Origin of the sequence: Streptomyces xanthii, from assembly GCF_014621695.1 — a bacterium.
GTDB lineage: Bacteria > Actinomycetota > Actinomycetes > Streptomycetales > Streptomycetaceae > Streptomyces > Streptomyces xanthii.
Genome location: NZ_CP061283.1, coordinates 52,492 through 64,896, shown reverse-complemented (window position 1 = coordinate 64,896; position 12,405 = coordinate 52,492). Strand labels below are relative to the sequence as shown.

General features: G+C 70.5%; 17 protein-coding genes. 10 read left to right on the top strand and 7 right to left on the bottom strand.

Going from position 1 to position 12,405, the window contains the following annotated elements; translation table 11 throughout:
• Positions 1–66 precede the first annotated feature (66 nt).
• On the bottom strand, positions 67–459 hold the full coding sequence (locus IAG42_RS37565; protein ID WP_188342123.1) for a hypothetical protein: 393 nt from the start codon (positions 457–459) through the stop codon (positions 67–69).
• Positions 456–728, bottom strand: coding sequence for a hypothetical protein (locus IAG42_RS37560; protein ID WP_188342122.1), 273 nt, complete (start codon positions 726–728; stop codon positions 456–458). Before IAG42_RS37560 ends, IAG42_RS37565 begins: the two co-directional genes overlap by 4 nt.
• Before the next feature lie 121 nt (positions 729–849).
• Here IAG42_RS37560 and IAG42_RS37555 point away from each other — a divergent pair, with 121 nt between their 5' ends.
• Genes IAG42_RS37555 through IAG42_RS37545 form a run of 3 tightly spaced genes read left to right on the top strand, consistent with a single transcriptional unit; the run spans position 850 to position 1,624 of the window.
• Entirely contained in the window at positions 850–1,269 is a 420-nt protein-coding gene (locus tag IAG42_RS37555) for a hypothetical protein (protein WP_223206520.1), read from the top strand.
• Positions 1,266–1,418 (top strand): hypothetical protein, encoded by a 153-nt coding sequence (locus IAG42_RS37550; protein ID WP_188342121.1) that lies wholly within the window; start codon positions 1,266–1,268, stop codon positions 1,416–1,418. Before IAG42_RS37555 ends, IAG42_RS37550 begins: the two co-directional genes overlap by 4 nt.
• Positions 1,415–1,624, top strand: a complete 210-nt coding sequence (locus IAG42_RS37545; protein WP_188342120.1) for a hypothetical protein — start codon at positions 1,415–1,417, stop codon at positions 1,622–1,624. Before IAG42_RS37550 ends, IAG42_RS37545 begins: the two co-directional genes overlap by 4 nt.
• Before the next feature lie 66 nt (positions 1,625–1,690).
• On the opposite strand, the gene IAG42_RS37540 is transcribed toward IAG42_RS37545, so the two are convergent.
• A complete protein-coding gene (locus IAG42_RS37540) occupies positions 1,691–2,536 on the bottom strand; it encodes a hypothetical protein (RefSeq protein ID WP_188342119.1) in 846 nt (281 codons plus the stop codon).
• A 373-nt stretch (positions 2,537–2,909) separates the two neighbouring features.
• Between IAG42_RS37540 and IAG42_RS37535 the strand changes: the two genes are divergently transcribed.
• From IAG42_RS37535 to IAG42_RS37510, 6 genes are all read left to right on the top strand, one after another.
• Entirely contained in the window at positions 2,910–3,119 is a 210-nt protein-coding gene (locus IAG42_RS37535; RefSeq protein WP_188342118.1) for a hypothetical protein, read from the top strand.
• Between the two features lie 57 nt (positions 3,120–3,176).
• Positions 3,177–3,731: a hypothetical protein gene (locus tag IAG42_RS37530; RefSeq protein WP_188342117.1), complete on the top strand. Its 555-nt coding sequence runs from the start codon at positions 3,177–3,179 to the stop codon at positions 3,729–3,731.
• 422 nt (positions 3,732–4,153) lie between these two features.
• Positions 4,154–4,804, top strand: coding sequence for a hypothetical protein (locus IAG42_RS37525; protein ID WP_188342116.1), 651 nt, complete (start codon positions 4,154–4,156; stop codon positions 4,802–4,804).
• Between the two features lie 44 nt (positions 4,805–4,848).
• Positions 4,849–5,475: a DUF262 domain-containing protein gene (locus IAG42_RS37520; RefSeq protein ID WP_188342115.1), complete on the top strand. Its 627-nt coding sequence runs from the start codon at positions 4,849–4,851 to the stop codon at positions 5,473–5,475.
• Positions 5,472–5,753, top strand: a complete 282-nt coding sequence (locus IAG42_RS37515; RefSeq protein WP_188342114.1) for a hypothetical protein — start codon at positions 5,472–5,474, stop codon at positions 5,751–5,753. Before IAG42_RS37520 ends, IAG42_RS37515 begins: the two co-directional genes overlap by 4 nt.
• A gap of 315 nt (positions 5,754–6,068) precedes the next feature.
• Complete coding sequence (locus IAG42_RS37510; RefSeq protein WP_188342113.1) at positions 6,069–6,680, top strand: hypothetical protein; 612 nt, start codon at positions 6,069–6,071, stop codon at positions 6,678–6,680.
• A 130-nt stretch (positions 6,681–6,810) separates the two neighbouring features.
• Here IAG42_RS37510 and IAG42_RS37505 read toward each other — a convergent pair whose 3' ends face one another.
• Positions 6,811–7,512, bottom strand: a complete 702-nt coding sequence (locus IAG42_RS37505) for a zinc finger domain-containing protein (protein ID WP_188342112.1) — start codon at positions 7,510–7,512, stop codon at positions 6,811–6,813.
• Positions 7,513–7,637: 125 nt separating this feature from the next.
• On the bottom strand, positions 7,638–8,765 hold the full coding sequence (locus tag IAG42_RS37500; RefSeq protein ID WP_188342111.1) for a hypothetical protein: 1,128 nt from the start codon (positions 8,763–8,765) through the stop codon (positions 7,638–7,640).
• Between the two features lie 332 nt (positions 8,766–9,097).
• Here IAG42_RS37500 and IAG42_RS37495 point away from each other — a divergent pair, with 332 nt between their 5' ends.
• Entirely contained in the window at positions 9,098–9,976 is an 879-nt protein-coding gene (locus IAG42_RS37495; protein ID WP_317453371.1) for a phosphotransferase family protein, read from the top strand.
• On the opposite strand, the gene IAG42_RS37490 is transcribed toward IAG42_RS37495, so the two are convergent.
• On the bottom strand, positions 9,937–11,223 hold the full coding sequence (locus IAG42_RS37490; protein WP_188342110.1) for an ATP-grasp domain-containing protein: 1,287 nt from the start codon (positions 11,221–11,223) through the stop codon (positions 9,937–9,939). The two genes, IAG42_RS37495 and IAG42_RS37490, sit on opposite strands and share 40 nt — an antisense overlap.
• Positions 11,220–12,368, bottom strand: a complete 1,149-nt coding sequence (locus tag IAG42_RS37485) for a glycine amidinotransferase (RefSeq protein WP_188342109.1) — start codon at positions 12,366–12,368, stop codon at positions 11,220–11,222. Before IAG42_RS37485 ends, IAG42_RS37490 begins: the two co-directional genes overlap by 4 nt.
• Positions 12,369–12,405: the final 37 nt, after the last annotated feature.

The window sequence follows — 12,405 nt, the reverse complement described above, 5'->3', positions numbered from 1 at the left end:
GCATCCCTCGACGGAGTGGACGGGTCAACTTGACCGGGTACTCCGCCGGGGTGTCTCCCGAGTTCCTCACGGCAACGCCTCGGTCTCGATGTCCGGGTACAGGGCGCGGAGCCGCTCGGGGTCGCCTGTGATCACAGGCCACTGCCGGGCGGCCGCCAGGTAGGCGACGTGGCCGGCGGTGGTGCTGGCTTCGCCCTCGACGTTCGCGCGCAGGATGCCCGCCCCTCGCGCGTCCGCCTCATCGAGCGGAGCGACGGTCAGGAGGGGGAACTGGACAATGGTCGACAGTGCGTGCGCCGCGTCGGTCTTGAGGTCGGCGTACGCGTCGGACAGGGCGGTCGTCGGGACGAGGAGCGGGATGACTCGCTGATGGGCGATCGACAGAAGGGCCTGCATGTAGAGGCTTCCGCGTGCGGCGGCGGTCAGCGCCGTGGTGTCGAGGATGCGGCCGCCGATCACGCGGCGCTGCTCTCTCCGGTGCTGGCGCCGACGCCGAGCGCCTTGGCCGCCCACTCCAGGTGCTCAGCGCCGGGGCGCTCGCCCGGGAAGAGGCGCGCGAGGACGGCGTCCACCTTGGCGGCCTCCTGCTCGCGCATCAGCAGGGTCTGGATGTGCCCGGAGACGCTCGGGATCTCACCCGCGGTCTCGCGGGCCTTGAGCTGGTCGAGCACCTCCTGGGGGAGCGTGATCGCGGTCTTCGCCTTCGGCGGGGTCCTGGATTCAGTCATACCAGAGTCATACCGCATCTCCGTCCGGCGCGCGAGGCATTCGGGGAAGTCGTTGGCTAGAGCCAACGGGGCCCGATACGCTCGCCTTCGCCGTTGGCTGCAACCAACACAGGGGGTTCCGTTGGCGTACGACGTCGACATGTTCGCCGATGAGGTCGAGCAGCTTGCCCAGCAGGCCGACCGGGCCGAAGGTGCCGAGCGCGTCGAGCTCCTGGCCCGCGCGGCCAATCTCGCGATAGACCCCCTGCGTCGCATCCAGCTGCTCATGCAGGTCGCGGACGCTGCGGGGCGCGCCGCGCACCAGGCTGCGGGCGCGGCCAGGCGGGGAGACAACCGGCCGGGCAACGAGCCCGCGACGTACGAGCAGATCGGCGCCGCCGCCGGCTTGAGCCGGGATGTGGCATACCGGCAGCACACCCACGGGGCCGCGCTCGCGTGGCCGGCGAAACGGCGAGGCGTGCACAACGGGCGCACCGTGGCGCAGACCGAGGCGCCTCTGGACAGTGCGGCGGGGGACACGAGGGAAGAGGTGGGCGTATGAACGAGGACGACATCGCGCGGGGGGTGGCCCGCGGACTGCACGAGCATGAACAGCGTCGGGCCGAGGGGAACGCTCGCTCTCTGCTGGCGGGCCTGGCCATCATGGCTGCCATGTTCCTCTTCTTCATCTGGCTGGTGACGTACGCATGACCAAGCCCTTCGAGGTGCATCTCTTCCTCATCAACGGTCAGCCCGACCCGGCGACGTGTGTCTGCCCGCGGGCGGCCTGCGGCGGACTGGTCAAGATGCTCGACGACTGCCCCACTCACCGCCCCCTGTCAGGGGATGCCCCGATCATGGGCTTCAAGCCCGTCGCGCGCTGCTGCCCGGCACCACCCCAACCGGCTTCGGTGTAGAGACGGTGCACGAACCGGAGGCCCGGACCGCGTTGGTCCGGGCCTCCGGCCGTGAGGGTATGCGCCCTACCAGTCGCGCTCGCTGGCAGAAGGGTCCACCAGTGCGGCCGCTTCCTCCAGGACCTGCCTGGCCCGTTCGGTTGTCGTAGGCGACTCGCCGGTCCGCTTCGCGTGCGCATAGGTCTCCCGTACGACGCCGCGCACGTACACCACGAGGTTGGCCCGCTCGGAGGCGTCCCGCCGGTCGTCGACGACGTCGGCCAGCTCGCTCCACCAGAAATCGTCATCCGGGTCGCTCAGGATCTCGCCGGACTCGAAGTGCTCCAGCAGGGCCCGCGCGGCGGCATCCATCGCCGGATACCGGGCGTCCTCCGCTCGCTCGCGGTCCCGCCGCTCCAGCTCCTCCTGGACGGCGCGAGCCTCGATGATCCGGGCCACGTGCGGCTGACGCCGGTCCTCGGGCCGGCCGAGCACCGCCACCTTCAGGCTCGCGTGCCGGTTGAAGGCGCTGGACGGGTTCGGCTCGCCGTCCACGTTGGTGTATTGGAGGGCGAGCGCCACCTGATCCCACTGCACCCCGGCGCCGCGGGCGTCGTCGAGCGCCCGGAGCTGGAGCGGATCGGCCTGCTGCCGCAGCCACTCGGCCAGCGTGATCCGCAGGAGCGCCGCCTGCTGGTACGCCTCGCCGTCCAGGCGGTCCGCGTGCACCTGGGCGAAGTGCAGGACGCCGTGCGTCTCGCCATCACCGGGCCACCGCTCCAGATACCCCTGGTCGCCTTGGCGCTCCGCGCGGGCGTGCAGCTCGTACAGCTTCCCGGCGAGCACCCGGGGATCGACCCCTTGCAGTCGTCGTGCCGGGCGGCGTTCCCGCGTCGCCGGCGGCGCCGCCTTCTTCGTTGCCCTGCGGCCCATGACCCCCCTCGTTCCTGCCGCCGCCACCGTACCGAGAGCGGGCAGCCGTGGCGGCGACCAGCGCGGCACAGGGTGGCCCGTGCCAGGCGTGGACGCTCGATCACGCACCGCTCGGGCGGTCGTTATGGAACCGAGACCGAGTGTGCATCGGTGGCTGCTCCCGCCGGAATCATGCCCCCGAGCCACCAGATCGGGATCGCGGGCGGCGCGAAGGCGGCCGTTGGGCATGAACGGGGCGCCCGCAGGGCCCGACGGGGTTTCTCAAGGTTCCCTGGCCTCGGTTGGCGCAGTTCAGAAGGGTTCCTACGCTGCTTGTGGCGGGTTGGCCAACCCCTCTTTGCCGCATCCCGATCGCACGTTGAGGAGCCCCGTCATGCCCAAGCGCGTCACCTTCACCATCACGGCCATCCTGGAGCGGCAGGACGGGCCGGCTGTGCCCGCGGACGATGTCCTCCAGGCGCTCACCGACGCGCTGGAGGACATCGAGGTGTACGTCGAGGACCCGGACCGCGACCCGGAGAGCCGGTTCGATGTGTCGGTCGTGACGGTGGTCTATCCCAAGGACGCGCCCGCCCGCATGTGACAGCGCTCATGGTCAGCGCAGGTCAGAGGAGCAGTGGCGGCTTGTAGCGTGGGTGACATGCATGTCGACATTCGTACTGTTCTGCGCAAGCACGAGGAGGAGCTGCGGCGCTTTCGCCGGGGCCTGTTCTCCACGGACCCGGCTGACAGTGAGTTGGCCTCCGTGTTGCCCTCGTCGGTGCTGGAGCAGTACCGGGCGGGGGGCTTGGCGGTGCCGCACTCTTTCGGCCCGGTGCGCTCGGTGACCGATCGGCACGCCACCCTCAGCTTCGTCGGGGACATCAGCGACCAGGCCGCGCTCTTGGAGCAGCCGGGCCGGGAGGGCAGTCTGCTGACGCTGTCGGTCGCCGCGAAGCACAAGCAGCTCGGCACCCGTCAGCCCGTGAACCCGGCGGAGGCGCGGGCCTGGGTGGAGGCGATCGTGGGCCCCGAGTGGCTGCCGCACGTCTACTCTGCCGGCGCCCTGACCGGCGTCACCAAGGGCGGTTCCTCGACCTCGAAGCCGCTCACGACGCAGTTCTTCTACCTGTTTCTGGGCGCGGACGGCGTCCCGCACGCCGAGCCGGAGCATCACCTCGGCGTGCAGCTGACCCCGCTCACCGACGCTGCCTGACGCGACACTGGGTCGCTTGCTCGACGAGGAGGCCCGGCGCGGCGGAACTGGACCGTCGACCTGCACGGGCGACCCCGTTCATGGGGGCTGACCAGGCGTTTTCTGTCGCCTGTCCCTCGGCGGGCCGCCCACTCGGCAGGGGCCTCCGCAGCCGCGACCCCCAAGTTCGGAAATCGGGCGATCTTCGCAAATCCCAGGCTGTCCGCACGCTTTCACTACTAGTGAAACACGTTCGGAGTACGCCCAGACAGTGACATGCGCACGTCACATAGGCCGCGCATAACCGGAATTATGCGCGGGCTTGACGATCTTGAAAACGGGCCCTCCGGTGGTGTGCAGTTTGCGAATACCACTTGACCGCCCTCGGGGTGGGTCGGAAATATGGAACACGCAAACTGCACACCATCCGAGAGGGGATTGTCTTGACCCTGCTCGACGAGCTGCACCAGCAGCTGAACGAGCTCGACCGCACGGAGGAGGAGCTGCACCAGCGCCGCGCGCAGGTGCTCCGCGCCTTCGTGAAGGAAGCGGGCGGCCTCACCGAGGCGGCCGGACTCCTGGAGCTGGACCCCCGCATCGTGGTCCAGCGTCAGCGCCTGGAGGACCTGGCCATGGTCATCTACCGCGGGGCCGGCACCGGCACCGACGACGACGGCCGGGTCTACGGCGAGACCGGCCAGGACGACGCCGCCCAGCGACTGGCGGACGGCCGATGGTGGCGCGTGGCCAAGGCCAGCCGCCCCAAGATCCGTCTCCTGGTCGTCGTCGACCGGGGCCAGGTCCGCCGCATCTGGCCGGTGAAGGAGACCGGCACCTGGGAAGAGGGGGCGGACGGCAAGGTCGCCCTCCCGCTCGGCGAGCGCCCGCTGACCCAGCAAGAGCTGGACGCCCGCTACCCGACGCTCGGCATCAGCCTCGGAGACCATCGCCCGATGCGGCGCGGCCTGCTGCGCGAGTACGTCCCCATCGACGGCGCCAGTGCCGACCCCCGGGCGTGGGTCCTCAGCCCTGGCGACTTCGATGCCACCGACCCAGCCCTCCGTTGGACCCCGCCCGCAGGGAGTCTGACGTGAAGGACCGTCTTCACCACCACGACCCCGAGAGAAGGAGAGGGACGTTGAGCGCCCCGCGGGCCACCCGGCAGGCCGAGAAGCCGCTTCAGCACACCAACTTCCAGCCCACATTCCGCCGAGCCACAGAGATCGTGAAGGACGTCGAGAAGGGGAACCTGGACCTTCAGCCGCCGTACCAGCGCAAGAGCGTGTGGAACGAAGCCCAGCGGATCGCCCTCATCGAATCGTGGCTCCTCGGCGTTCCGACCGGCCCGATCGTCCTAGTCGACCGCTGCAACGGGACCTGGACCTCCCCGGACGGCCGCAGGCCGCTGTACGACGAGGTCGACGTCGCCATGTGGGGCTGCGCCGACGGGCAGCAGCGCATCACCACGGCGAAGGCGTGGTTCGACGGCAAGTTCGCCGTCCCGGCCTCCTGGTTCGAGAAGGACCTGATCGAGACGACGGAAGAGACGGACGACGGGCCGTACGTCCGCTACACCGGGCTCACGCAGGTCGGGCAACGCCGCTTCGACAACATCGCCAGTTTCCAGGTCGCCGAGGACCGGACCTGTGCGGGCATCGCCGACGAAGCCCGCACCTACCTGCTGATCAACAGCGCAGGAACCGCCCAGACCGCGGCGGATCTGGAGAACGCCAGGCGCGTTGCCGACGGCGAGGGATCTCCATGACCGGCCCTGAGTCGGCACCGGCCCACATCCCGATCCCTACCAACCTGGTCGTCCTGCGGAGCCTGGAGGACGGCAGCCCTCTGTTCCCCGCGCACCAGGTGTCGGAACTCCTGCGAAATCTCGCCGGAGTCTTCCGCGAGCACCCGGAGATGGACCCCGCGGAAGGGCTCGCCGCCCTGGCGGACCAGCTCGACCTCATCGTCATCACTGCACTCGGCAGCTACACGAAGGAGACCAGTGACCGCACCCCCCGGCACACAGACCCCCAGGAGGGGTGAACGCCCCCCACCCGACACGGCGGAAACAGCGGCTGCCGTCGCGCACGTGCGAGCGGTGGTGACGGAAGCGCTCTACCCGGCAGTCACAGGTCCGGTCAGTGTCAATCGGACCAGCGTCCTGCTGTGCCGCAGCGAGCGGGAGCGGAGGCTGGCCCGGAAATGGCCCTGGTCATGGTCGTGCAACCTGTGCGACGACGGATACGGGGCCGGAAAGACCGAGGCCGAGGCCCGTGCCTACTCAGACGAACACCTTGCCCAGGCCCACCCGGAAGCCGTCACCAGCACGGTCTCCGGCAGCAACATCGAAGGAGACAAGTGAGCACAGCCCCCATGCTGCGTCGTCCGGCGCCGCGACCCCTCGGCACCGACCCTGCGCACGCGGAGCACGGCGCACCGGTCGCACGCCGCGGTGAACTCGCCATGGCGCCCAGGGATGCCAGTTTCCTCCGCAGCCCCAGCACGGGCGGCGACACCCAGCTGCACGTCGCCGTCTTCACGCAGCAGTACGCCGTCGGGAGCGGCATGGTCGGAATCGCCGCGGCGTGCGACCCCGTGCGCATCCTCCTGGACGAGGGCCTGTTCTTCGGGGCTCACGAACTCCCCAAGTCCCGCTGCCGCCGCCCCGGTTGCCGCACGCTGTTCGAGGCGGCCGACCGGCAGCACGACGACCTGGAGCACATGAGGGCGTACTACGGCCTTCAGGAGCGCCACGGCGTCCACCTCGGCCTGGCCACCCGCGTACGGCACGACGGCCGCCCCGGGACCGTCGTCGACACCGCCGGCCGGTACCTCCTCGTCCGCCTTAACGACGAGCCCCGGCCTGTGCGCTGCCACGTGACATACGCGATGGAGTACGAGACCGGGCCGGGGGAGTGGACCACCGTCACCCCCATCAACCACGACACGGCACCCGTACCCGCCGGATAGGCGGCGGAACGACAAAGGGGGTCCGGAGGCATTCGCGCTGCCTCCGGACCCCCTCAAACTGTACGAGCCCAGAACGAGAAAGGGGGCCTCACGCCGGTTGTCCCGGTGTGAGGCCCCTTCCCTGTGCGTGTCAGTCGACGCCGGGCACGGCCACGGGGTTGTCGCCGAGGTAGCCGAGCCGAGCGTCCACGTTCGCCTCAGCCTCCCGGAGCCGCTTGGTGTGCGGCCTCTCGGACACCCGCCCGTTCTTGGTTACGCAGCGCTCGCCCGAGCTGACGTGGCAGGTCTCGCACTCCAGCTCCAGGACCTCGACCTCGACCGCCGCGTCCCGCTCCTTGCGGCGCCTGGCCTGGGCCGCCTTCGATTCCCAGATGACCCGCACCCCTGCCATGGCCTGCGGGTACGTGGTCGTCTCCGCGCCCGGCATCCGGGCCCCGTGGGCGAGGTGAATCAGCTGCCGCGCCGTGGGTACGACGGCAGGCCCGCCGAAGTCCTCGCGATCGGTGCCGCGCGCCGCGGTTCCCCAGGGGTCGCCGGAGCCGGAGAACTTCGTGGCGAGCGGGACATCGCCCTCGACGATCCGGGCGAGCTTGCCGGCCTCCTCGCCAATCTCCCGCAGCTGTCCGGCCTTCGAGCGCAGACTGTCGATCATCGGCTCCAGCTCGACCGGCGTGGCGGGCGTCTCCGCCGCGCGAGCGATCTGCCGCAGCCTCAGCTCGATCGCCGCCAGTTCGACCGCGATCTCGTCGAGCGTGATCTGACGCCCCGCCATGAGGTGGGCGGTATCGGCCTCGGCGGCGGTCTCGTACGACGTGTCGTTGTTGTTCAGCAAGTCCGCTCCAAACGGGGAAGCAAGCCCCTGTGCGAGATTTCGAGTGATGACGCTGGTCGAGGTGCCACCCCCTCCCAGCAGTGACAACAATACCACCTTTTGCGGCGATGCGGGAGGGGAGGGGGTCAGGCTCCCTCGAACGTCTCGCCGTCGAGCTCCGTGCCGTCCGGCTCGTGCCGGAGCGCGCCCGTGCCGTCTGTCGAGATGTCGATGTAGTCGGGACGTTCGCGGCGGCGAGGCAGGAATCGGTCCAGCCAGCCGCGCGGCTCGACCTCGGCCGGGTACATGTCCGCCGCCGCCAGGACGTCGAGCTGCTCCTGTGAAAGGAGTTCGGCCCAGTCCGACGGGTAGATGGCGCTGCACCAGAGCTGAAGCTCGCCCTGCTCGATCACCACGCTGAACGGTGAGTTGCGCACGCCCGGACGGAAGCGGATGCGGTCCTGCAAGCCGACGGCGGTATCCCGATTGAGGTAGACCCGGGCAACTCGCGGGCCTGCCGCCCACGGGTGCTTCTCCGGCTGGCTCAGGATCTCCTCCACCCAGGTGCGGAGCCTGAGCGGGTCGTTGGCCGGGGTGCGGTCGTAAGGGTCCCAGGCCCGGCCGCGGCGCAGTCGTGCGACAAGGTGCCCGCCGGTGAACTCCAGGTTCCCGCCGCAGTGGTGCAGGGTGTCCGGGCTCGACCTGATGACGCCCCGCTCCATGTCGAACTCGACGAACCGGTGGCGGAACACCTCGCGGGCAACCTCCTCGTCCCAGCCGAGGTCACGCAGGAGGCGAAGGCTGTTACTCGGACCCGTGCCGCCATAGCCGGCCAGACACTCCTCCACCCCCAGCAGCTCGCCCTCGGCGTTACGCAGCAGCGTGTTCGGCGCCGCGATCCTCGTACCGTCCGCGAACACCTTGGGGTGGCGCCCGGACTCCAGCAGGATGTCCGTCTCGCTCATCGCCACCAGCGCACCGGTGACCTGACCGAAGGCCCCGCTCCTGACGTACTCCGTCGCCTGGTAGGCGGACAGGACCGGGACGAGCGGGGTCGAGTCGGTGGGGTACGCGTCCTTCTTCGCCCGCTCGATCATGGCGGTGATCACGGGGTGGGTGACCCCCAGCTCCCGGGCGAGGGACCTGCGGCTGGCGTCGGCCCTGGCCTCCTTGTGTGCCTGGGCGAACTCGTCGAGTTCGGCTACGTCCCGGTCGCGTTGGCGCTCGACTGCCTGCAACTCCCGCTTGAGGACCTGTGCCTGTCGATGGCTCATGCGGACGTTCGTCAACCGGCGGTTCAACTCTGCCTTATCCATGATCGGAAAGGTAAGCTGCCGCATCGTGGAAAGCAAGCTATCCAGTCATGGAAAGCTCTAGGGGGAGGTGAGGGTGCGCGTGGTTGGGAGCTTCGTGTGAGGGCGGTACACGAACGATGAGGGAGCGTAGGTTTCTCGGTGGAAGAAGAGACGTATCCGGGGCGGTGCACGCAGTGAGCGGAATGGACTTCCGGCCAGTTGAACGGACCGCGGACGCGTTCCAGCAGTCCTTGACCGCGCAGGAAATCCTGGCGGTGTGTCGCCGAGCGTTCGGCAATGATGCCGCACCTGTGTCCGTGGTCGAGCTGGGCACGGGCATGTACAACAACGTCTACCGCGTGGCCCTGGCCGGGCGGGACCGTCCGGTGATTCTTCGGGCGGCGCCGGCGGAGGAGCGGCAGTTCCGCAGCGAGCTGCACCTGATGAGGAACGAGCACGCCAGCTTGCCGTGGCTGGCTCCGATCGCGCACCTGATGCCGCAGGTGATCGCCGCGGACTGGACGGGGCAGGTGATCGGCCGGGACTGGATGATCCAGACCCACCTGGACGGTGTCCCGGCTCCGGAGCATCTGGGGTCGTACCCGCGCAGCACGTGGCCGACGTTCTTCCGGCAGATGGGTGCGGTCACCCGTGCCGTGCACGATGTGCGGGGACCGCACTTCGGTCCGGTGGCCGGGCCGGGATACGCCACGTGGAGCGAGGCCGTGATCGCGTCGCTGGAGGACATCGCCGCGGACCTGGACGGTGCGGGCCTGGACTCGGCGGACGTGCGCAAGATCGCCGCCGTAGCCGGCCACGACCGGGCAGTGCTGGACGAGGTCACCGAACCCCGCCTTCTGACCGGCGACCTGTGGACGGTGAACGCTCTGCTCGACCGGGACGCCGAGGTGCCGACCATCAGCGGCGTGCTGGACTTCGACCGCTGCACCTTCGGGGCACCGGAGGCGGATTGGACGATCCGGATGGCGACGGCCAAGGACGACGAGCGGACCGCGTTCTGGGAGTCCTACGGGCCGCTGGACCGGTCGGAGGGTGCGGTGTGGCGGGCGCGGATCTACGAGGCGAGGCACCTGGGCGCGATCCGGCTGGAGCGGCACAGGCTGGGGAAGGCGGACGCGGTCCGCGAGAGCTACGGGGCGATGGCCGACCTGCTCGCCGAGCTGAGCTGATCAGGTCCGCCTGGTGCGGGCGGTGTGGGAGCGACCCGGACGCGGATCTGCCGCGCGAGCAGGTCGGCCCGCTGTTCCACCTCGGCCGCGTCCGGGCCGGTGACGACGAAGGCGCCCAGCCGGTCGGCGTTGACGCCGGCGGCATTCACCACGCCGCCGATCGCCGCCCGCCAGCGCACGAACGGCACCCCCGGCCCCGGCTTCGGGAACCCGATCAGGGAGGTGAGGCGCCCGGCGCACGGGGCGGTGACGAAGCGGACGGTGGCATGGCCGCGGGCAGTGGGGGAGAGCGCGGCCGGACGGCCCAGCGCGACGTCGAGCAGGGCCGCGAAGACGTCGATGCCCAGGGCGTGCTGGAGCAGGACGCCGATGTGCCCGGCGCCGAGCCGGGCGGCGATCTCGATGACCGTGCACCGGCCGTCGGGGTCGATGACGACCTCGGTGTGCGAGGCGCCGTGGCGGATGCCGACCGAGCGGATCGCCGCCGCCACCTCCCGGTGCACGGCCGCCTCGGTCACCGGGGGCAGGTGCACGGGGAGGCTGTGCCCGGTCTCGACGCGGCGGGCACCGCCGGTCACCGCCTTGCGCGTGATGGCGAGGTGCGTGGTGTGGGCGTCCTGGGTGACGGACTCGACGCTGTACTCGTCGCCGACGGCGTACGCCTGGACCAGGATGTCCGCCGCGTCGTCGCCGTACCGCCCGCGCGCCATGCGGGCGGTGGCGGCGGCCGTGGCAGCTTCGGCCGGTGAGGTCGCCACGGTGACCCCGGCGGAGCCTGCCCCGCCGACCGGCTTGATGACGCACGGGAAGCCGACCCTCACGTCTGCGAGCGCGTCGGTCAGGTCGGTGCCGTCGTGGACGAGACGGGTGTAGGGGACGCGTACACCGGCCGCGGCGAGCACGCGCGCCATCGCCGCCTTGTCGCGGGCGGCGTACGCGAGGTGCGGATCGTTGCCGGGAAGGCCGAGTTCGGTGCACACGAGCGCGGCGAGTTCGGTCAGGTACTCGTTGGCGGTGAGGACGGCGCCGACGCCGCGGCGGCGGGCGTACGCGGTGATCTCTTCCACGGCCCGGTCGGGCCGGGCGAAGTCGGTGACGACCTGCCCGGCCAGCTCCGGCGCCGGGGCCGGCACGTCCGCCGTCGCGGTGGCGGCGTGGACCTGGTGGCCGCGGCCTGCCGCCGCGCGGGCGAGCGCGGCGGACTCCGGGCCCGCCGCGTCCAGCAGCAGCACGGCGGCGCCGGTCATGACAGGTAGTCCACGAGGCCGCCGTCCCGGCAGGTGTCCAGGGTGAAGCAGTGGAACCCGCCGCCGAACAACCTCCTGTGCCGGTGCCGGACGGGCACCACGTCGAAGCCCTCGGTCTCCAGCGTCTTGGCCAGGCCGGTGCAATCCTCGTTGACCAGCACGGTGTGCTCATCGACGGAGAGGACGTTGAGGTCGATGTACGGGCTGGTGAGGACCAGGTCGTCGTCGCCGTAGACGGGGAAGGCGCCCGCATCGGGCTCGGGCGGCACGATGTACCGCCAGGAGCGCAGCGGTTCGGGCATCAGGTCGCGGATGCCGTCGTGCCGGGCGAGGAACACCCCGGGGCGCAGGGCGAGGACCATCGAGTCGATGTGGTTGTCCGCCATCCGCCACACCCGGTGGACGCGGTAGTCGTGGCCGAGGTGCCGCTGAAGCCAGTTGAGGCCCTGTTCGTGGTTGTTCTGGGCGACGTTGACGACGAGGTCCCGGCCCAGCCGCAGCACCTGGGCGCCGTCGAGCATCATCTCCAGACCGACGTCGTACGGGCTGGGCTGCGGGTCGGCGATCGGCTCGGTCGGCCCGCCCAGGGTGGTGGCGGCGTCGCGGGCGTAGGACAGATCGAACGAGCCATCGGTGAGGGTGGGGCGCGGCATCACCGTCCACCGGGCCCCGGCTTTCTCGTACGCGCGGAAGACGCGGTGCAGGAGCTGGGTCTCCAGGTACCGCGAGCGGATCGCCGGCGGCGTCTCGATGATGTGGTCCCCGAGGATGAGGGTGTTGTCGCGGATGTTCAGCGCGGGGGTGGGTGCCGCCTCCCAGCCCAGGCCCGCGATGCGGGCCGCGTCGGGCGGCAGCGGAAGCGGTCGGTGCACGGTGACCCCGAGGCCGGTGAGGGTCGCGGCCAGGTTCTCGACGTCCTCGTGCAGTTCCTCGGCGTAGCGCTGCTTGACGGCCCAGTTCTGTCCGCGGGTGCCGGTGCCGGTCTGTGCGAGCCGGGGGTAGGCCCAGTCCGAGCGGAAGCCGGTCAGGTTCTCGTGGTGGAACAGCTCGAAGGAGAGGTCGCGGTCGTGGCCGAGGTAGTTCTCCGCGGACCCGACGATGATCTCCTTGAGCGGGGTGAAGTCGTCGTGGCTGTGCAGGCGCATGGCGGGATCGGTTCCTTCCAGGTGAGGCCGGGATCAG